Annotated in this window: 24 protein-coding genes and 1 tRNA gene; 20 read left to right on the top strand and 5 right to left on the bottom strand. The window is 62.5% G+C overall.

Going from position 1 to position 24,699, the window contains the following annotated elements:
- Window positions 1-159: 159 nt before the first annotated feature.
- The 9 genes from NKJ58_RS08780 (at window position 160) to NKJ58_RS08740 (ending at window position 8,503) form a co-directional block, all read left to right on the top strand.
- Window positions 160-960 (top strand): segregation and condensation protein A, encoded by an 801-nt coding sequence (locus NKJ58_RS08780; protein WP_023667690.1) that lies wholly within the window; start codon window positions 160-162, stop codon window positions 958-960.
- Window positions 957-1,724: an SMC-Scp complex subunit ScpB gene (gene scpB, locus NKJ58_RS08775; protein WP_023667689.1), complete on the top strand. Its 768-nt coding sequence runs from the start codon at window positions 957-959 to the stop codon at window positions 1,722-1,724. Before NKJ58_RS08780 ends, scpB begins: the two co-directional genes overlap by 4 nt.
- Before the next feature lie 180 nt (window positions 1,725-1,904).
- On the top strand, window positions 1,905-2,126 hold the full coding sequence (locus tag NKJ58_RS08770) for a twin-arginine translocase TatA/TatE family subunit (RefSeq protein WP_023681650.1): 222 nt from the start codon (window positions 1,905-1,907) through the stop codon (window positions 2,124-2,126).
- Window positions 2,127-2,211: 85 nt separating this feature from the next.
- Window positions 2,212-2,952 (top strand): Sec-independent protein translocase protein TatB, encoded by a 741-nt coding sequence (gene tatB / locus NKJ58_RS08765; protein ID WP_352853002.1) that lies wholly within the window; start codon window positions 2,212-2,214, stop codon window positions 2,950-2,952.
- The gene (gene tatC, locus NKJ58_RS08760) at window positions 2,949-3,824 is read left to right on the top strand and encodes a twin-arginine translocase subunit TatC (protein ID WP_023688219.1); all 876 of its coding nucleotides are present in this window, start codon (window positions 2,949-2,951) and stop codon (window positions 3,822-3,824) included. Before tatB ends, tatC begins: the two co-directional genes overlap by 4 nt.
- Before the next feature lie 109 nt (window positions 3,825-3,933).
- Window positions 3,934-5,238 carry a serine--tRNA ligase gene (gene serS, locus NKJ58_RS08755; protein ID WP_352853001.1) on the top strand — a complete coding sequence of 435 codons (1,305 nt, stop codon included), beginning with the start codon at window positions 3,934-3,936 and terminating at the stop codon, window positions 5,236-5,238.
- Entirely contained in the window at window positions 5,238-5,999 is a 762-nt protein-coding gene (surE, locus tag NKJ58_RS08750; protein WP_023710683.1) for a 5'/3'-nucleotidase SurE, read from the top strand. The genes serS and surE overlap by 1 nt, the downstream gene beginning before the upstream one ends.
- A gap of 26 nt (window positions 6,000-6,025) precedes the next feature.
- On the top strand, window positions 6,026-6,679 hold the full coding sequence (locus NKJ58_RS08745) for a protein-L-isoaspartate(D-aspartate) O-methyltransferase (protein ID WP_023667683.1): 654 nt from the start codon (window positions 6,026-6,028) through the stop codon (window positions 6,677-6,679).
- A 324-nt stretch (window positions 6,680-7,003) separates the two neighbouring features.
- On the top strand, window positions 7,004-8,503 hold the full coding sequence (locus NKJ58_RS08740; RefSeq protein ID WP_023753361.1) for a peptidoglycan DD-metalloendopeptidase family protein: 1,500 nt from the start codon (window positions 7,004-7,006) through the stop codon (window positions 8,501-8,503).
- A gap of 100 nt (window positions 8,504-8,603) precedes the next feature.
- Here the strand turns inward: NKJ58_RS08740 and NKJ58_RS08735 are convergent, their stop codons facing one another.
- Entirely contained in the window at window positions 8,604-9,479 is an 876-nt protein-coding gene (locus tag NKJ58_RS08735; RefSeq protein WP_352853000.1) for an ATP-binding protein, read from the bottom strand.
- 271 nt (window positions 9,480-9,750) lie between these two features.
- On the opposite strand from NKJ58_RS08735, the gene yajC reads away from it, so the two are divergent.
- The 5 genes from yajC (at window position 9,751) to NKJ58_RS08710 (ending at window position 15,162) form a co-directional block, all read left to right on the top strand.
- Window positions 9,751-10,098, top strand: coding sequence for a preprotein translocase subunit YajC (gene yajC / locus NKJ58_RS08730; RefSeq protein WP_023667680.1), 348 nt, complete (start codon window positions 9,751-9,753; stop codon window positions 10,096-10,098).
- Window positions 10,099-10,151: 53 nt separating this feature from the next.
- Window positions 10,152-11,147: a SecDF P1 head subdomain-containing protein gene (locus NKJ58_RS08725; protein WP_023697614.1), complete on the top strand. Its 996-nt coding sequence runs from the start codon at window positions 10,152-10,154 to the stop codon at window positions 11,145-11,147.
- A 217-nt stretch (window positions 11,148-11,364) separates the two neighbouring features.
- Complete coding sequence (gene secDF, locus NKJ58_RS08720; RefSeq protein WP_023667677.1) at window positions 11,365-13,917, top strand: protein translocase subunit SecDF; 2,553 nt, start codon at window positions 11,365-11,367, stop codon at window positions 13,915-13,917.
- 11 nt (window positions 13,918-13,928) lie between these two features.
- Window positions 13,929-14,318 carry an Mth938-like domain-containing protein gene (locus NKJ58_RS08715; protein ID WP_023688226.1) on the top strand — a complete coding sequence of 130 codons (390 nt, stop codon included), beginning with the start codon at window positions 13,929-13,931 and terminating at the stop codon, window positions 14,316-14,318.
- Window positions 14,319-14,343: 25 nt separating this feature from the next.
- Window positions 14,344-15,162, top strand: coding sequence for a phytoene/squalene synthase family protein (locus NKJ58_RS08710; protein ID WP_502902283.1), 819 nt, complete (start codon window positions 14,344-14,346; stop codon window positions 15,160-15,162).
- A 36-nt stretch (window positions 15,163-15,198) separates the two neighbouring features.
- Here NKJ58_RS08710 and trmFO read toward each other — a convergent pair whose 3' ends face one another.
- The 3 genes from trmFO to NKJ58_RS08695 form a co-directional block, all read right to left on the bottom strand.
- The gene (gene trmFO, locus NKJ58_RS08705; RefSeq protein WP_023751546.1) at window positions 15,199-16,611 is read right to left on the bottom strand and encodes a methylenetetrahydrofolate--tRNA-(uracil(54)-C(5))-methyltransferase (FADH(2)-oxidizing) TrmFO; all 1,413 of its coding nucleotides are present in this window, start codon (window positions 16,609-16,611) and stop codon (window positions 15,199-15,201) included.
- 491 nt (window positions 16,612-17,102) lie between these two features.
- Window positions 17,103-17,246, bottom strand: a complete 144-nt coding sequence (locus NKJ58_RS08700; protein ID WP_023667673.1) for a DUF1127 domain-containing protein — start codon at window positions 17,244-17,246, stop codon at window positions 17,103-17,105.
- 51 nt (window positions 17,247-17,297) lie between these two features.
- Window positions 17,298-17,438, bottom strand: a complete 141-nt coding sequence (locus tag NKJ58_RS08695) for a DUF1127 domain-containing protein (RefSeq protein ID WP_006335194.1) — start codon at window positions 17,436-17,438, stop codon at window positions 17,298-17,300.
- A 235-nt stretch (window positions 17,439-17,673) separates the two neighbouring features.
- On the opposite strand from NKJ58_RS08695, the gene NKJ58_RS08690 reads away from it, so the two are divergent.
- The 3 genes from NKJ58_RS08690 (at window position 17,674) to NKJ58_RS08680 (ending at window position 20,888) form a co-directional block, all read left to right on the top strand.
- Complete coding sequence (locus tag NKJ58_RS08690; protein WP_023691115.1) at window positions 17,674-18,786, top strand: DUF2157 domain-containing protein; 1,113 nt, start codon at window positions 17,674-17,676, stop codon at window positions 18,784-18,786.
- Window positions 18,783-19,364, top strand: coding sequence for a GDYXXLXY domain-containing protein (locus tag NKJ58_RS08685; RefSeq protein ID WP_031198171.1), 582 nt, complete (start codon window positions 18,783-18,785; stop codon window positions 19,362-19,364). The genes NKJ58_RS08690 and NKJ58_RS08685 overlap by 4 nt, the downstream gene beginning before the upstream one ends.
- A 75-nt stretch (window positions 19,365-19,439) precedes the next feature.
- Window positions 19,440-20,888 (top strand): aromatic amino acid lyase, encoded by a 1,449-nt coding sequence (locus NKJ58_RS08680; RefSeq protein WP_023691117.1) that lies wholly within the window; start codon window positions 19,440-19,442, stop codon window positions 20,886-20,888.
- A gap of 101 nt (window positions 20,889-20,989) precedes the next feature.
- Here NKJ58_RS08680 and NKJ58_RS08675 read toward each other — a convergent pair.
- Window positions 20,990-21,074 (bottom strand) — tRNA-Leu (locus NKJ58_RS08675).
- Between the two features lie 352 nt (window positions 21,075-21,426).
- Here NKJ58_RS08675 and tig point away from each other — a divergent pair.
- From tig to NKJ58_RS08660, 3 genes are all read left to right on the top strand, one after another.
- The gene (tig, locus tag NKJ58_RS08670) at window positions 21,427-22,902 is read left to right on the top strand and encodes a trigger factor (RefSeq protein ID WP_352518672.1); all 1,476 of its coding nucleotides are present in this window, start codon (window positions 21,427-21,429) and stop codon (window positions 22,900-22,902) included.
- A 260-nt stretch (window positions 22,903-23,162) separates the two neighbouring features.
- Window positions 23,163-23,543 carry a c-type cytochrome gene (locus NKJ58_RS08665; RefSeq protein ID WP_023667668.1) on the top strand — a complete coding sequence of 127 codons (381 nt, stop codon included), beginning with the start codon at window positions 23,163-23,165 and terminating at the stop codon, window positions 23,541-23,543.
- A gap of 153 nt (window positions 23,544-23,696) precedes the next feature.
- On the top strand, window positions 23,697-24,629 hold the full coding sequence (locus NKJ58_RS08660) for a heme o synthase (protein ID WP_023716235.1): 933 nt from the start codon (window positions 23,697-23,699) through the stop codon (window positions 24,627-24,629).
- Window positions 24,630-24,699: the final 70 nt, after the last annotated feature.

The following is a 24,699-nucleotide window of genomic DNA, read 5'->3' as shown; positions in this document are numbered from 1 at the left end:
GGTCTGTTCGACCTGAAATCTGAATCCGTCTCTAAATTAGATAGAGAGAGCATGATGTCGTCCGAAAACCGCTTCACACTTTTCGGCATCATGCTCTAACCAGAGGTAAAGGAACAAGTGGCGGAGACATTGGACAGCAAGGCTGCGAAGGCCGCACCGATGGACCGTCTGTGGGCCGAGAACGACGATTCACGGGTCACCGGCGACCCGTCGCTTGTCGTCGACGTCGCCGGGTTCGAAGGTCCGCTCGACCTCTTGCTGCATCTCGCCCGCAACCAAAAGGTCGATCTGTCGCGGATTTCCATCTTGGCGCTGGTCGAGCAGTATCTGACCTTCGTCGAGACGGCGAGGGCGCTAAGGCTTGAGCTTGCCGCCGACTACCTGGTGATGGCGGCGTGGCTGGCCTTCCTCAAGTCGAAGCTCCTCATCCCCAAGCAGCCCGGCGAGGAAGGCGAAAGCGGCGAGGAACTGGCCGCGGTGCTGCAGTTCCGGCTGAAGCGTCTGGAGGCCATGCGCGACGCCTCGGCAAGGCTGGTCAACCGCAACCGGCTCGGCCGCGACGTGTTTGCACGCGGCATGCCTGAAATGGTCATCGTCGAGAAGCGTAACGCCTATTCGGCCTCGCTCTACGATTTGCTCACCGCCTATGCGCAGCAGCGCCAGAAACAGGCGATCACCAATGTGACAATTGCCCGGCGTGGCGTGTGGTCGCTCAAGGATGCGCGCGATATCCTGACCCGGCTGATCGGCTCGCTGCGCGACTGGACGGCGCTGGACAGCTATCTGATCAATTACCTGACCAGCCCGGACGAACGGCGTACCGCGATTGCCAGCTCGTTTGCGGCGTCGCTGGAACTGGTGCGCGAAGGCAGCATCGAGATGCGGCAGGACCAGGTATTCGCGCCGCTCTATCTGCGCGGCCGCGCGCAGCCAATCAAGGCAGTCGAGGTGGCATCATGAGCGAACGCGCCAACGCTTCGGTCATTCCGTTCAAGGTCGAAGAAGAGACCGAGGAGGGCATTATCGCCCAGGACCCGACTGATACCCTGCTTCTGAATCCTGGCGAACGGCTGCATATGGCCGAAGCCATACGCATGGCCGAGGCGATCGTGTTCGCCAGCGCCGAGCCGGTCAGCGAAAAGCAGCTCGCAGCCAGATTGCCCGATGGCATCAGCATTGCCGCTGCCATGGCTGAGCTGCAGCAGATCTATGCGCGGCGCGGCGTCAATCTGGTTCGGGTCGGCGATGCCTGGGCGTTCCGTACCGCCGGCGATCTCGCCTTCCTGATGAGCCGCGACACGGTGCAGCAGCGCAAGCTGTCGCGCGCGGCGCTCGAAGTGCTGGCGATCATCGCCTACCACCAGCCGGTGACGCGCGCCGAGATCGAGGACATCAGAGGCGTCGAGACCTCGAAGGGCACGCTGGATACGCTGCTCGAGACGGAATGGGTGCGCATGCGCGGCCGCCGCCGTACGCCCGGCCGTCCCGTCACCTACGGCACGACAGACACTTTCCTCGACCATTTCGCGCTGGAGGAGATCCGCGATCTTCCCGGCATGGACGAACTGAAGGGGGCAGGGCTGCTCTCCGGCCGCATGCCGTCGAATTTCGCCATCCCGTTGCCGCCGGCCGATCCGGACGCGCTGACCGAGGACGAGGATGCGTTGACCGACATCGATCTCGAGGAACTCGGCCTGCTGACGCCGCGCGTCACGGAAGATTGACCGCAAGCCGCTGTCAAAAAGCTGCATTGCTGCGGTAGATGCGCCGATTGGTAGCGGGCAGCTTTGCCGAAAATGCGTGACATAAGCCGCGCCTTCATAAACTTTGTCGCTGTTGTGTTTGAATCCCAACGCGAAAACGCATAGATCATCGCCAGGGAAAACATTCGAGAGAGAGTTACAATGGGTTCATTTTCGATTTGGCACTGGATGATCGTGCTGGTGATCGTGCTGCTGGTGTTCGGCCGCGGCAAGATACCCGAGCTGATGGGCGACATGGCCAAGGGCATCAAGAGCTTCAAGAAGGGCATGGCCGACGACGATACCGCCGAAGACAAGCGCACCGTCGAGCACCGCCCGGACGAGACCGTTTCGGCAGTGAAGGAAAAGGCCAGCAAGAGCTGAGCCGAAGGTTGTTGCTTTTGTGCAAGTCGTTGTCCAAAACCGCTTCGCACTTTTGGGCGACAAGCACTAGTCGGAACTGATTGCCATGTTTGAAGTCGGCTGGACCGAAATGCTGGTGATCGCGATCGTCATGATCGTGGTCGTCGGACCCAAGGATTTGCCCAATATGCTGCGCACCTTCGGCCGCACGACGGCGAAGCTGCGTGCCATGGCCTCCGACTTCCAGAAGCAGTTCAACGAGGCGTTGAAGGAAGCCGAGCTCGACGACGTCAAGAAGTCTGTCGATACGCTGCGCGGCCTCAATCCGGCGGCCGAGATTCGCAAGCAGCTCAATCCGTTCGAACAGGCGGCAGCCGAGGTTCGCTCCGGCGTCGATGCGGTGATGAAGCCGAAGCCCGCCGTCGACCCCTCAACGCCCGCGGCAGAAACACCACAGCCGGCCGAGCCGCTCAAGAACGGCGCGACGGTGATGCCGGGTCTCAACGGACCGGAAACAGCGCCGGCGGCGCCGATCCTTCCGGCGATGACCGATCAGGCGGTGGTGACACCGGCTGCAGCAACAGCAGCGCCACGAAACGCGCGCGCCAAGAAGGCCGCGGCATCAAAGGCCCCGGCAACCAAAACAGCGGCACCCAAGGCAGCACCGGCAAAGCCGGCGCCTGCGGCGAAGGTTGCGGCCAAGCCGTCAGCGGCGCCCGCCAAGGCTGCACCTGGAAAAGCCGCCACCAAGCCCGCTGCTGCACCGAAGGCAGTCACAAAGGCTGAGCCGAAGCCTGCGCCGGCCACGAAGCCCGCGTCCAAGAAGACGGCGGGGGCCGCCAAGTGAGCATTACGGACAGCGAAAAGGACGAGATCGAGAAGTCGTCGGCTCCGCTGATGGAGCATCTGATCGAACTGCGCCGGCGGCTGATCTGGTCGATCGGCGGTTTCTTCGTCGCCTTCCTCGTCTGCTTCTTCTTTGCCAAGAAGCTGTTCAATCTTTTGGTCGTTCCGTTCAAGTGGGCCACGCAGTGGGCCGGGCTCGATCCGCACAAGGTCGAGCTGATCTATACGGCGCCGCAGGAATTCTTCTTCACCCAGGTCAAGCTCGCCATGTTCGGCGGCATGGTCATCGCCTTTCCGCTGATCGCCACGCAGATCTACAAATTCATCGCGCCAGGCCTCTACAAGAACGAACGCAACGCGTTCCTGCCGTTCCTTATCGCATCGCCGATCCTGTTCCTGATGGGAGCGTCGCTGGTCTATTTCTTCTTCACGCCGATGGTGATGTGGTTCTTCCTCGCCATGCAGCAGGCCGGCACCGACGACCAGGTGCAGATTTCGCTGCTGCCGAAAGTGTCGGAATATCTCAGCCTGATCATGACGCTGATCTTCTCCTTCGGCCTGGTGTTCCAGCTGCCGGTGGTGACCAGCCTGATGACGCGGGTCGGCATGCTGTCGTCGAAGGCGCTGGCCGAGAAGCGCAAATGGGCGATCGTCATCGCCTTCGTCGTCGCGGCGGTGCTGACGCCGCCCGATCCGATGAGCCAGATCGGTTTGGCGATCCCGACCATCCTGCTCTACGAGGTGTCGATCTGGGCGGCCCGGTTGATCGAGCGCGACCAGGTCAAGCAGAAGCTGGCGCGCGAGAAGCAGGAAGCCGCCGAAGCCGTGGCCGAAAAGGCGGCGGACGCGTCCTCAAAGCAGGCTCCTTCATAGGCCGTCGCGTTCGGGTATCCGCGTTAGCGGAAAAACGCGACAGCCGCCATCTTGCATCGATGAAGGATGCGGTTTACGCCCTCAGGCCTTAGCTCGAGGACGACCAACCATGCTTGATATCAAATGGATTCGCGACAACCCGAAGGCCCTTGTCGAGGCGCTGGCCAAGCGCTCGTGGTCGGCTGACGAGGCGCAGTCCACAGTCGATGAGCTGATCAAGAAGGACGAAGCGCGGCGCGAGCACGTCACCGAGCTGCAGACCAAGCAGGAACGCCGTAACGCCGCCTCGAAGGAGATCGGCAACGCCATGCGTTCGGGCGACACGGCACTTGCCGAAAAGCTCAAGGCCGAAGTCGGCGATATCAAGACCTTCATCCAGAATGGCGAGGCGCGCGAGCGCGAGCTCGACAAGACGCTGAACGATGCGCTGGCGGTGCTGCCGAATGTGCCGCTCGACGACGTGCCGGTCGGCAAGGACGAGCACGACAATGTCGTCAAGCATATCGTCGGCGAGGTGCCGACCCGGCCGAACTGGGTGAAGGAGCATTTCGAGATCGGCGAAGCGCTCGGCATGATGGATTTCGAGCGGGCGGTAAAGCTGTCGGGATCACGCTTCACCGTGCTGAAGAGCGGGCTGGCGCGGATGGAGCGCGCCATCGGCCAGTTCATGCTCGATCTGCACACGACCGAGCATGGCTATGAAGAAGTCATCCCGCCACTGATGGTGCGCGACGAAGTGCTTTTCGGGACCAACCAGCTGCCGAAATTCGAGGACGACCTGTTCTTCGTGCAACATGGCGATGGCCGGCTCGGGTTGATTCCAACCGCCGAGGTCCCGCTCACCAACCTGGTGCGCGAAGAAATCACGGCCCATGAAAAGCTGCCGCTGCGCTATACGGCGCTGACGCCGTGCTTCCGCTCGGAAGCGGGCTCCGCCGGCCGCGACACGCGCGGCATGTTGCGCCAGCACCAGTTCTACAAGGTCGAGCTGGTCTCGGTCACCGACCAGGAGTCTTCGCTCGCCGAGCACGAGCGGATGACGCAGTGCGCCGAAGAGGTGCTGAAGCGACTGGAGCTGCCGTTCCGCACCATGGTCCTGTGCACGGGCGACATGGGGTTTGGCGCGCGCAAGACCTACGACATCGAGGTCTGGCTGCCTGGACAGAACGCCTATCGCGAGATCTCGTCCTGTTCAGTGTGCGGCGACTTCCAGGCCAGGCGCATGGATGCCCGCTACAAGCACAGGGACGGCAAGGGCAACCGCTTTGTGCACACGCTGAACGGTTCGGGCACCGCTGTCGGCCGTGCGCTGATTGCCGTCATCGAAAACTACCAGAATGAGGATGGCAGCGTAACCATTCCTGAAGTGCTGCGGCCTTATATGGGCGGTCTGGCGAAGATCGAATCGAAATAATGCGCATTCTTCTGACCAATGATGACGGCATCCATGCCGAGGGCCTGGCGTCGCTCGAACGCATCGCCCGCACGCTGTCGGACGATGTCTGGGTGGTGGCGCCGGAGCAGGACCAGTCCGGCTACGCGCATTCGCTGTCGATCTCGGAGCCGCTCCGGTTGCGCAAGATCGGCGAGAAACACTACGCCGTGCGCGGCACGCCGACCGACTGCGTCATCATGGGCGTCAAGAAGATCCTGCCTGGCGCGCCGGACCTGATCCTGTCCGGTGTCAATTCAGGCGCCAACATCGCCGACGACGTCACCTATTCCGGCACCGTCGCCGGCGCCATGGAAGGCGCGCTGCTCGGCATCCGCTCGATCGCACTCAGCCAGGGTTATTCCTATGTCGGCGAGGACCGCGTCGTTCCCTACGAGACCACCGAAGCGCTGGCGCCGGCGCTGCTGAAAAAGCTCGTCGCCATGCCGCTGCCGGACGGCGTGCTGCTCAACGTCAACTTTCCCAACTGCCTGCCTGACGAGGTCGCCGGCACCGTCGTGACGTCGCAAGGCAAGCTGGTGCACAGCCTGTGGGTCGACGAGCGCCGCGACGGGCGCGGCCTGCCTTATTACTGGCTGCGCTTCGGCCGCGAGCCGGTCGAGGGCAAGCAGGGCACCGATCTCCATGCTCTGCGCAACCGGCTCGTGTCTGTGACGCCGCTGCAGCTTGACCTCACCGCGCATGAAATCCGTGACCAACTGACCAAGGCGCTGTCTGAATAAGGTGTTCGCATGAAGAAGGTTCTGGCATGAACTTGCCGCTCGACGATCGCGAGGGTTTTGCCGCTTTCCTGCTGCGCCTGCGCGGCCAAGGCGCGGTGCCGAAGGCGCTGATCGCAGCCTTCGAGGCGACGCCGCGGCGCGGCTTCCTCAACGGCCAGTTCCATTCCATCGCCTGGTCGGACGGCATGCTGCCGATCGAATGCGGCGAGGCGATCGAGGGCGCCGATCTGCAGGCGGCGGTGATTGCGGCCCTGGCAATAGAGCCCGGCAACCGGGTGCTGGAGATCGGCACCGGCTCGGGCTACACGGCAGCGGTGATGTCGCGGCTCGCGGCGCGCATCGTCAGCGTCGACCGCTACAAAACGCTGGCCGAGCAGGCCAGGCAACGCTTCGAGGCGCTCGGCATCGGCAATGTCATCGTGCGCCAGGCCGACGGTTCCAACGGGCTTGCCAACGAAGCGCCGTTCGACCGCATCGTAGCCTGGGCGGCTTTCGACAGCCTGCCGCGCTTCCTGCTCGACCAATTGTCGAGCGGCGGCATCGTCATTGCCCCGATCGGGCCGGAGGAGGGCGAGCAGGTGCTGGCCAAGCTGACCAAGGTCGGCAGCCGCTTCGAGCGCGAGGATATCGGCACCGTGCGCCTGCAGCCGATCCTGCGCAGCGTCGCGGCGGTTATTTAGGTGCGCTGACATTCAGGTGAGGCCGGCCTGCAAATGGCAGGTTCCTGCGCTTCCGGTGCTCACATGTTTGAGTACGCTCCGCTCCGGCCTTCGCCGGTCGAAGCCGTCATAAATGCCTCCGCTCTATGAAGGCTACGGCCGGCGTAGGCCGGTTCTCAGAACCTGTCATTTTCGACTCGGCCTGACCTGAATGTCAGCGCACCTTCGGCGCGTTCGAAAATGTTTTAAGAAAATTTGCGTCTGATTCTATGGGGTTAACCCGCCAGTAACATTAACGCGCTTTAATCATGACCAGTGTGTACCGGGTCTGTGCGGGTTAGTGCGATGCAATTCAGTGTTTTGAAGGCAAACGGGCGTACTCTGTCGCGGGGCTGCGCTGTCCTCATGCTAGCCGGAGTGGCGGCGGGGTGTAGCTCCCAAGTCTCGCGGTTCAACGGTGTCGACGACGTCTTCACCTCCTCGACCAACAATCAGCGCGCCATCATCGACAAGCAGAGCACCGCTCAGCCCTATCCGGGCGATGTGGCGGCCGAGCCGATCGCTGCGGCACCTGTCGATGGCAGCCATAACCAGTCGGTCAGCCGCTCCAGCCTGGAGCCGGTCACCGTCCAGCAGCTGCCGCCGCCGAGCGCGCCCAAAGCTGCTCCGATGCGTACCGCTTCCGCGCCGGCGCTTGCACCGGCACCGCATGTCGACAGGACGACCACCGGCACCGTCCAGCCGGCGAGGCCGTTCAAGAATGCCGGTGACTCCGATCCGAAACCAGTTGCGGCTGGTACGCCGCATGCGACCGAGATCGTGGTCAGCGACGGCGAGACCATTTCCGGCATCGCTCATCGCTATCATGTGCCCGCCGACGTGATCATGAAGGTCAACGGCTTGAGCGCCACCAAGGGGCTGAAGACCGGTCAGAAACTGGTCATCCCGGCCTATGCCTATTCAAGCAAGGGGGCAGAGCCGAAACTTGCCGACGGCAAGCCGGCAAACAGCCCCAAGGCGCCGGCGCCGGAAAAGGTCGCCGTGCTGCCGCAGCAGCCGAAACTCAAGGACGGCAAGTCCGCCGCGCAGGTTGACGCTTCGGCAGCGAACAAGCCGAAGACCGACAAGCCGGCGCAGACGGCCTCGGCCGCGCCAAAGGCCGGCGCGGGCACCTACACGGTCCAGTCGGGCGACACCATGTCCTCCATCGCCAGGAAGACCGGCGTTGGCGTCGTGGCGCTGAAGCAGGCGAACGGCATGCAGGACGGCCTGCTCAAGATCGGCCAGACGCTGAAGGTTCCGGCAGGTGGCACCGCAACGGTCGCCAGCGCCAAGCCGGCCAAAGTTGATCCGGTGACGACCGCGACCACCCAACCGGCGGCAAAGCCGACGGAGACACTCGCCACCTACACGCCGCCGAAGAAGGACGCCAAGGTTATCCAGCAGGCCGAGGACGACGATGCTGTTGCGCCCGATGCCACCGGCATCGGCAAGATGCGTTGGCCGGTGCGTGGCCGCGTCATCTCCAATTTTGGTGGCGGCAAGGATGGTGTCGACATCGCCGTGCCTGAGGGGACGCCGGTCAAGGCGGCCGAAAACGGCGTGGTCATCTATGCCGGCGACGGCCTCAAGGAATTCGGCAATACGGTTCTGGTGCGCCACGAAAACGGGCTGGTCACCGTCTATGGTCACGCCAGGTCGATCGAGGTGCAGCGCGGCCAGAAGGTCAAGCGCGGCCAGGAAATCGCGCTGTCGGGCATGAGCGGGACCACCGACTCGCCGAAACTGCACTTCGAAGTGCGCAAGAACTCGGCCCCGGTCGACCCCTCTGGCTATCTCGAATAGAACAATAAACGTTTTGCAGGCCGTCTGACCTCCAGTCCGGCCCGCCGGCTCAGCCCGCTCCGCAAGGGGCGGGCTTTTTCAGTGACCTGACGGAAATCAATCAGTCGTTCAGCGGCTTGCCGAGCCGGCCGGCCAGATCCTGGGTGAACTGCCAGGCGACGCGGCCCGAGCGGCTGCCGCGCGTCGTTGCCCATTCCAGCGCCTCGGCGCGCAGCTGCTCCGGGTCGATGGTGAGCCCGTGATGGCTGGCATAGCTGTTGACCATGTCGAGATATTCGTCCTGCGAACATTTGTGGAAGCCGAGCCACAGGCCGAAACGGTCGGACAGCGAAACCTTTTCCTCGACCGCCTCGGACGGGTTGATGGCGGTCGAGCGCTCATTGTCGATCATGTCGCGCGGCAACAGGTGCCGGCGGTTCGACGTGGCGTAGAAGATGACATTGGCCGGGCGGCCCTCGACGCCGCCTTCAAGGGCTGCCTTCAGCGACTTGTAGGAGGTGTCGTCATGGTCGAAGGAGAGGTCGTCGCAAAACAGGATGAAGCGAAACGGCGCCGCCTTCAGCAGGCCCATCAGCCTGGGCAGCGTGTCGATATCCTCGCGATGGATCTCGATCAGCTTGAGCGGCAGGTCGGATTTGGCCTGGGCGTTGATCTGCGCATGCACGGCCTTGACCAGCGAGGATTTGCCCATGCCGCGCGCACCCCACAACAACACATTGTTGGCGGCATGGCCGGCGGCGAAGCGTTCCGTGTTTTCGACCAGAATGTCGCGCACGCGGTCGACGCCGCGGATCAGGCCGATGTCGACGCGGTTGACCTTGCGCACCGACTCGAGATAGCCGGGGTCGGCCTGCCAGACGAAGCAATCGGCAACCGCAAGATCGGTTTGCGGCACCGGCGGCGGGGCGAGGCGGGTGACCGCCTCGATCAGGCGGTCGAGCTTTTGGTTCAGGGCCTCGATGGTGCTGTCGGTCATGTCTCGTCTTTTATGTTTCCGCACGAACGTGCGTAGGGGCCGAAATCGTCTTGATCCGGGCGAGATAGAAACTGGTTCCAAGCTTTTGTTTGGGCATGATCTTTTGCGAAAACCACGCCCGTATTCCGGGAGCATGCTCTAACACGGGTCAACCGGCCGGAAAAGCAGCTGAAAGCCCGGCCGCGCAGTTGCATTGGTAACTTTACCCACTATATTCCGGCCAAATTTGGCGAGGCCGCCCTACGGCCTTCTTCGTAACCAGGAGTTCTTGATGTTCGTCACACCGGCATACGCCCAAGCTACCGGAACTCCGCTTGGTCCGTTCGGGGATATCGGCATGATACTCCCGTTCGTTCTGATCTTCGTGATCATGTATTTCCTCATCATCCGGCCGCAGCGCGCCCAGTTGAAGAAGCGCCAGGAGATGATCTCGGCCGTGCGCCGTGGCGACACGGTCATCACCGGCGGCGGCTTCGTCGGCAAGGTGACCAAGGTGATCGACGACAATGAGCTTGAGATCGACCTTGGCGGCGGCACCAAGGTGACGGCGCTGCGCTCGACGATCGCCGATGTTCGGGTCAAGGGCGAGCCGGTGGCCAACCAGAACGCCAAGAAGTAAGCCAGTTTCCCAAGCGGAGCGATCCGCGGGCAGAGCTCTGACAAAGACGGCGTATGGTCCATTTTTCGCGCCTGAAAATGATCCTGATCTGGCTTGCTATGGCCACAATGCTCGTCGACGCGCCCAGTCTTCACGCTGCCGGCGCGGACGTGCTGCTTCGATTGGACGCGACCGATGTGATCGATCGCCGGTTGGAGGCGACGCGTGACGAAATCAGGACGCTGCTGCGCGATGCAAGGATCGGCTATACTGGTCTTGCTAAGTCGGGTCGGGCCGTTCAGGTGCATATCACCGACGCCGCTCAGGTCGGCGCGGCCAAGATGGCATTGGAGGCGGTGACTGATCCTGTCCTTGGCAGCGCTGGTCCGGTCCAGGAAGTGATCCTGGATGATACCGGAGCAGCGTTGCTCAAGTTCACGGTAACAGACACAGGTATCAAGTATCGGATGTCGATCGCGCTTGCGCAGTCGATCGTGGTCATTAAGAATCGCCTGCGTGATCTTGGTGTAGCCGACCCAGTAGTGCGGCCAGAGGGCGAAGACGGTATGCTGGTCCGGACCTCGGGCGTTGCGGATTTGCAAAGGCTGAGGAGAATTCTCACCCGAACCGGAATGCTGACTTTTCAGTGGGTTGATGAGTCGATGCCGGTCGCTGATGCGATCAATGGCCGGACGCCCGCTGGCTCGGTGGTGGTTTATTCGAAGGACGATCCACCGGTTCCCTATCTGGTTGAGAGCCGAACGATCGTTTCCAGTGACGACATTGTCAATGCTCAGGCGACTTCCAACTCCGTCACAAATGAGCCGGCGGTTTCGTTCACCTTCGATTCCAGGGCAACGGCACGCGTTGCGCAGGCGACCTCGCAGAATGTCGGCAAGCTATTTGCGATGATCCTCGACAACCAAGTGCTTTCGGTGCCAGTCGTCCGCGAGCCAATTCTTAACGGCCGCGGCCAGATATCGGGCAACCTTACAAAGGAGAACGCCGATGATCTGGCCTTGCTTTTGCGTTCCGGACCGATGCCTGCACAATTGAAAATAGTCGAGTAGCGCACGATAGCGCCCGGCGGTGATCAGAATTAGAATGGAACCGACAGAGGCGATTGACGCCGAAACCGCTGCCGGCGGCAGCGCCAAATTGACCTCAGCGCGCTCGACAATCGGCGAAGTGCGGGTTAAGGGCGAGCCGGTGGCAAATAAGAACGCCAAGAAATAACCGAATTGTCGGCGGAACGATCCGCCAGTACGCCCTGACGGACAACGCCATATGCTGTATTTTTCGCGCCTGAAGATGATCCTGATCTGGATCGCCGTGGCCGTCACATTCATCCTTGCCGCGCCAAATCTCTTCCCGGCCAGCACATTGGCGCAATTGCCCAACTGGGTGCCGAAGCGGCAGATGACGCTTGGTCTCGATCTGCAGGGCGGTTCGCACATCCTCTTGCAGATGGACCAGAACGACCTGGTCAAGGCGCAGCTGGAAACGACGCGCGACGAGATCCGCACACTGCTGCGCGATGCCAAGGTGGGCTATACCGGCCTTGGCGGCACCGGCAGGACCGTACAAGTGCGCATCACCGATCCAACCCAGATCGATGCCGCCAAGGCGGCGCTTAAGCCGCTGACCGATCCGGTCGCCGCCGGCCTGTTCACCGGTGGCTCCATCCAGGAGATGTCCCTGGATGATTCCGAAGCCGGGCTGCTCAAATTCACCGTCACCGACGCCGGCATCAAATACCGCACCTCGGCCGCATTGGCGCAGTCGATCGAAGTCGTCGAGCGTCGCGTCAACGAACTCGGCACCACCGAGCCGATCGTGCAGCGGCAGGGCGACGACCGTGTACTCGTCCAGGTGCCGGGCCTGCAGGATCCGCAAAGGCTGAAGGAGATCATCGGCCAGACCGCCAAGATGACCTTCCAGATGGTCGATACCTCGATGTCGGTGCAGGATGCGCTGAACGGCCGCCCGCCGGCAGGCTCCTCGGTGCTTTATTCGCAGGACGATCCGCCGGTTCCGTATCTGGTGGAAAATCGCGTCATCGTGTCCGGTGAAGATCTTGCCAAGGCGACGGCAACCTATGATTCCCGAAACAACGAGCCGGTGGTTTCGTTCGTCTTCAACTCGCGCGGTGCGACACGATTCGGCCAGGCGACGCAGCAGAATGTCGGCAAGCCGTTCGCCATCATCCTCGACAATCAGGTGATTTCGGCGCCGGTGATCCGCGAACCGATCCTCGGCGGCAGCGGCCAGATCTCAGGCAATTTCACCGCCGAAAGCGCCAACGACCTCGCCGTGCTGCTGCGCGCCGGCGCGCTGCCGGCAAAGCTGACCGTGATCGAAGAACGCACCGTCGGCCCGGGCCTCGGCCAGGATTCGATCCATGCCGGCAAGGTCGCCGGCATCATCGGCTCCATTCTCGTCGTCGCCTTCATGTTCGTCGCCTACGGACTTCTCGGCTTCCTCGCCAACATTGCGCTCGCCGTGCACGTGGCGATGATCGTCGGGGTCTTGTCGCTGCTTGGCGCGACACTGACCTTGCCCGGCATTGCCGGTATCGTGCTGACCATCGGCATGGCGGTCGATTCCAACGTGCTGATCTATGAGCGTATCCGAGAGGAGCGACGGGCCGGCCGTTCGGTCATCCAGTCGATCGACACAGGCTTCACCAAGGCGTTGGCGACCATCGTGGATTCCAACGTGACGTCGCTGATTGCCACGGTCGTGCTGTTCTATCTCGGCACCGGACCGGTCAAGGGCTTCGCCATCACCTATGCCATCGGCATTTTGACCACGGTGTTCACCGCCTTCACCTTCACCCGTCTGCTGGTGTCGATCTGGCTGCGCCGTGCGCGTCCGAAGGAATTGCCGCGTGCGCCGGTGACCTTCGTTCCGGCCGGCACGAAAATCCCGTTCATGGGCATCCGCCGCTGGACGTTCGCACTGTCCAGCCTGCTGTCGATCGCGTCGGTTATCGGATTCCTGACCATCGACATCAACTACGGCATCGACTTCAAGGGCGGCTCGATCATCGAGGTGCAGTCCAAGCAAGGCGACGCCGATATTGGCGATATCAGAAGCCGGCTGTCGGAGCTCAATATCGGTGAAGTGCAGGTCCAGCAATTCGGCGCGCCGAATGACGTGCTGATCCGCGTTGGCACCCAGGATGGCGGTGAGAACGCCGAGCAGACCGTCATCGACAAGGTGCGCGGCGAGCTGCAGGACAATTACGATTTCCGCCGCGTCGAGGTGGTGGGTCCCACCGTTTCGGGCGAACTGGCCAAGCAAGGCACGATTGCGATGATCATCGCGCTGATCGGCATCCTGGTCTATGTCTGGTTCCGCTTCGAATGGCAGTTCGCGGTCGGCGCAATCGTGGCGACGGTGCACGATGTGGTGATGACGCTGGGCTTCTTCGTCATCACCGGGCTCGAGTTCAACCAGTCTTCGCTGGCGGCGATCCTGACCATTATCGGCTATTCGCTCAACGACACGATCGTCGTCTATGACCGTGTTCGAGAAGATTTGCGAAAATACAAACGAATGCCGCTCCCACAATTGTTGAACAACGCCATCAACGAGACGCTGTCGAGAACGACGCTGACTTCGGTGACGACCATCCTGGCGCTGCTGGCGCTCGTGTTGTTCGGCGGCGAGGTGATCCGCTCGTTCACCATGGCGATGCTGTTCGGCGTCGTCTTCGGCACCTATTCGTCGATCTTCATCGCAGCGCCCTTGCTGATCCTGTTCAGGCTCAGGCCGCAGGGAGCGAGCGCCGATGAGGAGAAGCCGGTTGGTGGCGGCAAGGCCATGGCGACCTGACGGCTGCGCTGGTGGCAAAAGGCATCGTCATCCGCGAGGCGCATTTCCCCGGACGGGCGCCGATCGAAGCCTACGGCAATGGCGGCTTCCGCTTCGCCGACATGTCGCATCGCGGCTCGCTTCTTTGCCTGCCCTCCGGCATCCATGGCTGGGAGCCGGCCGATCCGCTGGCCCTGACGGCGGCGGATTTCGACCTGCTGCTGGCTGAGGCCGGCAAGGTCGAGATCCTGCTGGTCGGTACAGGCAAGGATTTGCGGCCCTTGCCGACAGCACTTCGGGCGGCGCTGAAAGCGGCTGGCATTGGCTCCGACCCGATGTCTACGGGGGCAGCGGTGCGGACCTACAATGTTCTGCTTGCCGAAGACCGCGCCGTGGCCGCGGCGCTCATCGCCGTCGACTGACGTGACCGATACAGCTGACATCGTCATGGAGACGGTGCGCGCCGGCGACCATGACCGCTATGTCAGCGCACTCTATGCACCGGCCAACAAGCGCGCGGCGCTGTTTTCGCTTTACGCCTTCAATGCCGAGATTGCGTCTGTCCGAGACCGCATCCACGAGGCATTGCCGGGCGAAGTGAGGCTGCAATGGTGGCGCGATGTCATCGCTGCTGAAGCCGCAGCCACAGGCAACCCGCTCGCCGATGCGCTGAAGGCGACGATTTCTGCCCATGGCCTGCCCAAAACTGCCTTCGACAACATGCTCGAGGCCCGCATCTTCGACCTCTATGACGATCCGATGCCGTCGCGCACCGATCTCGAGGGATATTGCGGCGAGACGGCGGCCGCGCTGATCCAGCTGGCGGCGATGGTGCTCGATCCCAATCAGGCGCCGCGCTTTGCCGAACTGGCGGGCAGGGCCGGCTGCGCCCAGGCGATGACCGGCCTGTTGCTGCTGTTGCCGCTGCATCGCCGACGCGGGCAATGCTTCGTGCCGGCGGATATCCTTGCAGCGGCCGGCTCGTCGCCGGAGGAGTTCGTCAGCGGCGACGGCGGCCCCGGCGCTCAGCGCGCGGTGGCTGCGTTGATTGCATTGGCGCAGGAGCATCTCCGCGCTTTCGAGCAAGGGGCGTCCGCACTTCCGGAAACGCTGCGTCCGGCGTTCCTGCCGCTGGCGCTGACCAGCGCCTATCTCGGCAAGATGGCCAATGGCCGCTCGCCGCTTGGTGGCGCAGCCCGGCTTTCGGCTCTGCGCCGGCATTGGCTGTTGCTCAGGCGCGCAACGCGGGGTTGGCCAGCGAGTTGACGTAAACGTCAATCGCGTTAGGACTCTGAGACTTGGCTATTCAGCAGCTTCCGATGTTTGCGCCGGCAGCCCTAGCCACTCCCGACAATCTGCCCGCGCGCGTGAGGTGATCGCGTGGCGCTTGGCCACCGTCTTGTCCTTGCCGCGCAGGCGTTTGCCTTCGGTCTTCGGTGCTTCCACCGGCGGGAACAGGCCGAAATTGACGTTCATCGGCTGGAACGAGCGTTTGCCCGGCTCGTCGTCGGAAACGATGTGGCCGCCGGTGATGTGGTTGAGCAAGGCGCCGAAGGCGGTGGTGAGCGGTGGCAGCGATGGCGCGTGGCCGAGCCGCTCGGCGGCGGCGAAGCGGCCGGCGAGCAGGCCGATCGCCGCGCTCTCGACATAGCCCTCGCAGCCGGTGATCTGGCCGGCAAAGCGCAGGCCCGGCCGCGACTTCAGCTGCAGCGAGGCGTCGAGCAAGGTCGGCGAATTGATGTAGGTGTTGCGGTGCAGGCCGCCGAGACGGGCGAACTCGGCGTTTTCCAGGCCCGGAATGGTGCGGAAGACGCGCACCTGCTCGGCATGCTTCAGCTTGGTCTGGAAACCGACCATGTTGTAGAGCGTTCCCAGCGCATTGTCCTGGCGCAGCTGCACCACGGCATAGGCTTTTACCGTCGGATTGTGGGCATTGGTCAGCCCCATCGGCTTCATCGGCCCGTAGCGCAGCGTCTCGACGCCGCGCTCGGCCATGATTTCGATCGGCAGGCAGCCGTCGAAATAGGGCGTGCCTTCCCACTGCTTGAATTCGGTCTTCTGGCCGTCGACCAGCGCCTGTACGAAGGCGAGATACTGGTCCTTGTCCATCGGGCAATTGATGTAGTCCTTGCCGGTGCCGCCGGGCCCAACCTTGTCGTAGCGCGACTGGAACCAGCAGGTGTCCATGTCGATCGTGTCGAAATGGATGATCGGGGCGATGGCGTCGAAGAAGGCCAGCGCGTCGGCGCCGGTTGCCTCGGCGATCGACTGGGCGAGCGACGGCGCGGTCAACGGGCCGGTGGCGATGATCGCCTGGTCCCATTCCGCCGGCGGCAAGCCCGGCACTTCCTCCCGCTCGATGGTGATCAGCGGGTGCGTTTCGAGCCTTTTCGTCACCGCGTCGGAGAAGCCGTCGCGATCGACGGCCAGCGCGCCGCCGGCCGGCACCTGGTTGGCGTCGCCGGCGCTCATGATCAGCGAGCCGGCCAGTCGCATTTCGGTATGCAGCAGGCCGACGGCATTGTTCTCGGCATCGTCGGAGCGGAAGGAATTGGAACAGACGAGTTCGGCCAGCCCATCGGTCTTGTGCGCATCGGTGCCGCGCACTGGGCGCATCTCATGCAAAATGACGGGAACGCCGGCTTGTGCTGCCTGCCATGCGGCTTCGGAGCCGGCGAGGCCGCCGCCGACGATGTGGATAGGATTTTTGCTCATGAGCGCCGGAATAATCGCTTGGCGCGCCGTTTGCAATTGGCCGGTGCGAGCGTGGGTCATTGTCGTGCAACGACGGAGCTCGACTTTCTTATGTCCGCGGCGACGCTCTGATGGCGGCGTAAAGCGCCTCGATCGACTGCATGCGCAATTGAAAAGCCTGCCCAAAAACAACAACACCCGCCGCGGGAGGAGGTGCGGCGGGTGTCGTTTTTGGGGCCGATCCTCGGGAGGAGGTGGGGATCGGCCGTATTCGTCATCGCCGGGGAGGAGGTCGGCTTTGACGAAATTCTTTTCGCCGGATCGAGGGAGGCGAAATCCCTGGAAGGCGAACTGCGTTCACTTTGGAGACGAACTGCGTTCGGTTTGGAAACAGCGCCCGCCGCGGGAGGAGGTGCGGCGGGCGCCGTTTTGGTGGTCAACCCTCGGGAGGAGGTGAAGGCTGACCGTATCCGTCAGGGTCGGGGAGGAGGTCGACCCTGGCGAAATTCTGGTTAGATCGTCGCCCTGCGGGCGATGATCTTGATCTCGTCGCGGACGATGCCGAGATCATGGAGCTGACGGTTCGAAAGGCGACCCAGCTCGGTAACGGTGTCGCGGTAAACGCGCCAGTTACGATAGTTGCGGATCAGGTTCATTGTCGTTCTCTTTTTCAAAACTGGTTCGGACCATTTGCGATCCGAAGAGGATTAGACCGCCTTGCGGGCGACGTAGTGGATGTCGCTGCGGCTGATGCCGAGGTCGGTCAGTTCACGGTTCGACAGGCGGCTCAGCTCGGAGACGGTGTCCCGGTAGCGGCGCCAGTTGCGGTAGTTGCGGATCAGGTTCATGGTAGTGCTCGTTTCGTCTTTCTTCGGATCATTCCGTTTGTGTACGAACAGTAAATAGGCTGGGTTATATCGATTTAAAAGTGCTGTTGGCGCATGGCAGCAATGCAAATTGTGCAATGCAACATTAACGCGCGTTCACGGCTTCGTCATGAAGAAACCCGAATCGGAAAATGACGTTGCGTCAACGATTTGAGCGGATCGGCTGTCAGAAAGACCAAGCTGGGGGAGAAGCGGCATGGCGAGTTATTCGTCACGGGCGAGGGCCGATATCGGGCGGTGGCTGCAGGCTGGCCTGATCGACGCGAAGACGGCCGATGCGCTTAAGCGCGACATCGACGCAAACGAGCGCAAATCGCTGAGCTTCGGCACTATATTGGCCATGATGGCAGCGCTGCTGTTCGGCGCCGCGATCCTGCTCTTCGTCGCCGCCAACTGGGACGCGATCCCGCGGCTGGTGCGGGTCGCGGCGCTGTTTGCCGTCATTCTCGCCGGCTATGTCGGCGGCGCGGTGTTGAAGATGCGCGACCATGCGGCGATCGGCGAGGCGCTGTGGATCGTGGCCGCCGCGGCCTTCGGCGGATCGATCGCGCTGATCGGCCAGATGTACCATCTCACGGGTGACGAAGCCTCGGCCATCGTCACCTGGGGCATCGGCACGGCATTAGCCGCGGTGGCGTTGCGCTCGAACCCGCTGACGGTCGCTGCCGTCGGCATATCCGTTGCCTGGCTGTTCGTGCGCGCGTTCGACTTTTATGACCGCCCCGTATTTCCGGATTTCTTCGTTATCATGGCGCCGGTGCTTTTTGTCGTCTCGTTGTGGACGCGCAGCCAGCCGGCACGCCACCTGATCATTCTTTCGGTCATTTTCTATATCGCGGTGCGCGGCCTGGACCAGAACACGCTCGCCCTGGCTATTCCTCTGGTCGCGGTGTCGGCGCTGCTGTTTGCGGTTTCCATCTTCGCCGCCGGGCCGGCCGACCGGATCTTGCAGCTCGGCGGGCGGCTGCCTTTGCACGCCTTGACCGGCTTTCTCACCGGGCTGGCGATGATCCAGATCGAACTGGGCGATGACAACGCCTTCAGCAACGGCTTTGCCGTCGCCTCGGTTATCGCGCTGGCCGGGATTGCGGCGGCGATCGTTCTGGGCGGGCGCGAGAGCAGGGGGCTGCGCTGGGTTGCCTATGCCGGCTTTGCCTTCGAGCTCGCCATTATCTACGTCGTGACCTTGCAGACGATGCTCGGCACGGCCGGCTTCTTCCTGGCTGCCGCGGTGCTTTTCGGCATCCTGGCTCTCGTCATCATCCGTGTGGAAAAACGCATGAAGGCCCCGGAAGGAGCGGCAGCATGATGTCGGGAAAGAAACTTGTCATCTCGGCGCTGGTCCTGGCGCTCGTCCAGATCGGCTTCCTGAGCTGGATCATCGCCGGCCGCGCGGCGATCCTGCGCAACGGCAAGGAGGTCTTGCTGAAAGTCGAGCCGGTCGATCCGCGCGATCTGCTGCGCGGCGACTATATTATCCTCGACTATGAAATATCGCGCTTGCCGGTGAAGCTGATCGCCAACATCCCGGCCGGCCAGCTCGTGAGCGAGAACACGCCGATCGTGGTCCGGCTGAAGCCGGGTGCCGACGGCTATTGGCATGCGACCACGGCCTGGTTCGGCAAGTCTCCGACGCCAGCGACCGCCGACGAAGCCGATATTGTCGGCCAGGTCGCGCCGGGCTGGACGCTTGATCCTGAATCCACGATCGCACCGCAATACGGCATCGACCGCTTCTACCTACCTGAGGGCCAGGGCATGGCGATCCAGAACGACATGCGGGTGCGGCCATTCGGCGTGCGCATCGCGCTCGCCGCCAGTGGCGAGGCGCAGATCAAGGGGCTGATGGACGGCGACAAGACATTGTTTGAGGAACCGCTCTACTAGAAGACATTACCCAGGGCATGGATTTCGGCAACGATCGATCGCTCCGCCCTCATGCAAACCAGACGGGCGAAGACAATGCCGATTACGGTGACGACGCGCGAAGATATCAATCTCCATGCCGTTTTGCGCGTCGCCTGGAGAAACGACACGGTCGAAATCGGCGACAAGGCCTTGCAACGCATTGCCGAATGCCGCGCCTCGTTCCTGAAACTCATTGAGTCCGATCCGCCGCCGGTCATCTACGGCGTCACCACCGCCATGGGCGAGCTGGCAAGCCGCAAGCTCGAACTTGACGAGCGCGACCGCCATGCGCGCATCAAGGCTTTTGCCGCCGCCACATCCTTCGGGGAGCCGTTGCCCGAGCGCGTGGTCAGGGCGATCGTGCTGGCACGGCTGACCAATTTCATCGAAGGCAATGCCGCCACCACGCCGCGCATCGCGCTAGCCGTTGCGGCGATGCTCGACGGTGGACCGATGCCGGTGGTGTCGTCGCAGGGGCAGGGCGGCGCCGGCGAGATCCTGGCGCTCTATCCGCTGTTTGCCGCGCTTACCGCTGGCCTGGAGCTCGAAGTGAAGGAGCGGGGCTCGCTGATCAACGGCTCGCCCTGCGCTGCCGCCCTTGTGGCGGACGCAGCACTTGCCGCACGCCGTCGCGTCGCGATGGCGCACAAGGTGTTTGCGCTGTCGATCGAAGCCTTTCGTGCGCCGCTCGAGCATTATGATGCCGCGCTCGACGGGCTGTGGGGCGACGCGCACGAAGCGGCCGCCTTGCAAGGGTTGCGGCAATACCTGGTTGGCGCCGGCGACGGCCGGCGCAACTATCAGGCGCCGGTCAGCTACCGCATCGTGCCGCGCGTGCTCGGCCATGCGCATCGGGCGCTGGCGGGCGCCGAGCAGGCGGCGACCGTGTCGCTGGCCTCGATCTCGGACAATCCGGTCTATATCCCGCCCGACGATGCGCATCCGCTGGGACGCTGCATCTCCACCGGCGGCTACCACAATGCCATGGCGACACCGGCATTGGACGATCTGGCGGCGATCTGGGCCGATCTCTGCCTGCTTTGCGACCGCCACGCCTCAAAGCTGCTGAACGGCAAGGTGTCGCTGCTGCCCGATCTGTTGATGACCGGGCGGCATTGGGCCGACAGCGATGGCCATGGCAATGTCGGCTATGTCCCGATGGCGATCACCGGCTATTTCGAACAGGCCAAGCTCGCGGCGCAGCGCACCTTCATTCCGGGCACCGAATCGGCCGGCGCCGGCCAGGACGACGTCGCCACCACCGCATTCTTCGCCTGGACCAAGGAAGCGACGGCCGGCCGCTGCCTCGATGCGGCAATGGCGATGCTGGCCATGATCGCCTCGCAGGCCCTGTACGTGACTGAACGCGCCGCGCCGCCGGCATTGCAGGATTTTGTCGCGGATATCAGGAAGATCGTGCCCCCGGTCGACGCCGACCGGGTGCTGGGGCCGGAGCTGGCGAAATTGGCGGAGTGGTTTACCGGTCAAGTGTTTGAAGTGTAGGCCGTCGCCGCCAGTCCTCCTACGCCACGGCTTCGGAGGACACCCTTCGCTTTATCAAGCTCCTGGGTGGCCTGCCACCCGAAGCTCGATAGAGCGAAGGGTGGTGCGGATGAAGGGACTCGAACCCCCACGCCTTTCGGCACTGGAACCTAAATCCAGGGCGTCTACCAGTTCCGCCACATCCGCATTTGTCGGCAATCCCATGTAGCCATCATTCTGTCAATGTCGGGGCGAAAATGTCTGCCGTTGGGGCGGTCATTCGCTGCAACGCGAAGATGGTTGAAAATTGGCCTCGCCTGTGACAAAAGGCGTGTCAAATGTGACGGGACGCGCCGATCCGCTTCTGCAGAATGTGATAAGAAGTAGGAAAAACAAGAACTTATTCACATCTTGGAACGCAGTTTGGAACAATTTGAGCCGTAATTTCGGTCAAATCGCCAGGTTCCGTACCAAAAGCCATTCCCGGCAAGATTGTACCGGCAGGCTGTGAACGGCAAGACGCCGTGGCAGCCTCTTTGGTGGAGATAAAGGTTTTACGATGCAGGTCACCGAAACGCTCAACTCCGGTCTCAAGCGCGAGATCAAGATCACCGTGCCGGCCGGTGATATGGAAGCCAAGCTGATGGCGCGGCTGTCCGACGCCAGGAACAAGGTCCGCATCAACGGCTTCCGTCCCGGCAAGGTGCCTGTGCAGCATTTGCGCAAGGTCTACGGCAAGTCGTTCATGGCCGAAGTGGTCAACGAAATCCTCAACGATTCGACCCGTTCGATCATCACGGGGCGCGGCGAAAAGGCCGCCATGCAGCCTGAAGTGATCATGACGGAAGACGAGAAAGAGGCCGAGAAGATCCTGGCCGGCGGCGCCGACTTCGAATTCCGCCTCAACTACGAGGTCATCCCGGCGATCGAGATCAAGGATTTCTCCGACATCAAGGTGACGCGCCAGGTATTCGAAGTGCCGGACAGCGAGATCGACGAGCAGGTCCAGCGCGTTGCCGAATCGGCGCGAAGCTTCGAGCCGAAGACCGGCAAGGCCGCCGAAGGCGATCGCGTTTCGATCGACTATGTCGGCAAGATCGACGGCGAGGCCTTTTCCGGCGGCGCCGGCACCGACCAGCCGCTGGTTCTGGGGTCCAAGGAATTCATTCCAGGCTTCGAGGACCAACTGATCGGCGCCAAGGCCGGCGACGAGAAGCAGGTCACGGTCACTTTCCCGGAAAACTACCAGGCAGCGCATCTGGCCGGCAAGGAAGCCACCTTCGACGTCACCGTCAAGGAAGTGTCCAAGCCCGGTACGCTGGAAATCAATGACGAGATGGCCAAGAATCTCGGCCTGGAATCGCTGGAGCGCCTGCGCGACGTGGTGCGCGGCCAGATCGAGAACCAGTTCGGCTCGATGACCCGTCAGAAGGTCAAGCGCCAGCTGCTCGACCAGCTCGACGCGGCCTATTCGTTCGAGGCGCCGTCGAAGCTCGTCGATGCCGAGTTCAACAACATCTGGACCCAGGTCAACCGCGATCTCGAAGCCGCCGGCCGTACCTTCGCCGACGAGGAGACGACGGAAGAAGAGGCACGCGCCGAATATCTGCGGCTTGCCGAGCGCCGCGTGCGTCTCGGCCTGGTTTTGGCCGAGATCGGCGAGAAGGCCGGCGTCACCGTTTCCGACGAGGAACTGCAGCGCGGCCTGTTCGAGCAGGTGCGCCGCTACCCGGCCAACCAGCAGCAGGAAGCCTTCGAGTTCTATCGCAGCAATCCGGAAGCCCTGAACACGCTGCGCGCGCCGATGTTCGAGGAGAAGGTCGTCGACCATCTGCTCAGCCACATCTCGGTCACCGACGTCAAGGTCAGCAAGGAAGAGCTGATGGCTGACGACGAAGAGGGCGATACCGCCAAGGCCAAGCCGGCGAAGAAGGCCGCTGCCAAGAAGGCCGACAAGGCTGAAAAGGCCGACGACGCGGAAGAGCCGAAGAAGAAGGCAGCCCCGAAGAAGAAGGCCGCCAAGGACGCCGAATAAGCGCCTGACGACAAGATCAGAAAAGGCCGCCCCCGAGGCGGCCTTTTTCGTTGTGGCGGATGTGCCTTGAGCCACCGCAGCCCACCTGAACCTTTGTACGGTCGTCCTGTTCTACCTACCGGCCAGATTCTGTGGTACACAAGTGCCGCAATTCCATCTGAGGAGGAGCGGAGAATCTATTCTGCCGTGCAGGGCGCATGCTGGTGCTACCGGCATGTGCAGACCGTCTCAGGCAAATTTGACGATCAGGGAGGAATGCCATGCGCTTGGTTGCGTTTTTCGCCGTCGTTTCCGTTGCAACTTTCATCGCCAATCCATCGCGGGCACAGGACGCCGCGGCGGGCGAGAAGGTCTTCACCAAATGCAAGGTCTGCCACGTCGCAGACCAAGACACCAACAAGATAGGCCCTTCGTTGCATGGCGTTATCGGCCGGACGGCCGGCACGCATCCGGATTTCAAATATTCCGAAGCCATGATCGCGGCCGGCACATCCGGCGTCAAATGGGATGAGCCGACACTGACGACGTATCTTCACGACCCCAAGGCAATGGTCAAAGGGACGAAGATGGCGTTTCCCGGCCTCAAGAAGGACGAGGACGTCGCCAACGTCATCGCCTATCTGAAGCAATTTTCCCCGTAACCTGGCTCTTCGGCCGGCCAGAGCGTTTCACCGTTTCACGGAAACGGCGATCCGCTCGATCTCTTTGTTCTTACGCAATTCCGGATGGAAAACCGCATACACTTTTCCTGGAATTGCTCTAGGCTGCCCGGTTTCCATCGATGGTCGTCTCAAATGTCGGTCAAGGAAAGCCTCAAGGATACCGGCGTCCGCCTCTCGGACGCGACGGCCAGTGATTTCTTTGCGCTCTTGAAGCCTCGGGTCATGGCCCTTGCCGTCTTTACCGCCTTCGTCGGTCTGATGGTGGCGCCCGGCGCGATGAACCCGGTCATCGCCGTGATCGCCATAGGTGCGATTGCGGTTGGAGCGGGAGCGGCCGGCGCGCTCAACATGTGGTACGACGCCGACATCGACGCGCTGATGTCGCGCACATCAAAGCGGCCGGTTCCGTCGGGCCGCGTCACGGCCGGCGAAGCGCTCGGCTTCGGCCTGGTGCTTTCCGCACTTTCGGTCATGACGCTCGGCGTGCTGGTGGGCTGGCTTGCCGCGTCACTGCTGGCCTTCACAATCTTTTTCTACGTCGTCATCTATACGATGTGGCTGAAGCGCTCGACGCCGCAGAACATCGTCATCGGCGGCGCAGCGGGTGCCCTTCCTCCGATGATCGGCTGGGCGGCGGCCACCGGCGCCATCGGCATTGAAAGCCTGATCCTGTTCCTGATCATTTTCCTGTGGACGCCGCCGCATTTCTGGGCGCTCGCACTGTTCAAGGCCGGCGACTATGCCGCTGCCGGCATCCCGATGATGCCGAACGTGGCCGGCCAGGCCTCGACCAGAAGGCAGATCTTCGCCTATTCACTGCTTCTGGCACCGATCGGAGTGCTGCCCTGGGCGTTCGGATTTACGAGCGGGGTCTATGGGATTGTTTCGGCTGCGTTGGGCGCGGGTTTCATCTGGCATGCCTGGAACGCCCTGGTCATCCTCGACAAGGAGATGAAGCCGGCCAAGGCGCTGTTTGCCTATTCGATCTTCTATCTTTTCGCGATCTTTGCCGTGCTGCTTGCCGATACCATCGCGATGCGCGCGTTCATGTCAGCCGGAGGGTGACGGCATGACGCTGTGTTCGGAAACTTCGCCTTCCGGGAGCCTTTTGTAAGAACGGGCGACAAGCTCCAGT

This window comes from Mesorhizobium sp. M0139, assembly GCF_040322455.1.
GTDB lineage: Bacteria > Pseudomonadota > Alphaproteobacteria > Rhizobiales > Rhizobiaceae > Mesorhizobium.
The sequence above is the reverse complement of the archived record's forward strand: the minus strand, read 5'-3'. Positions and strand labels throughout refer to the sequence as shown.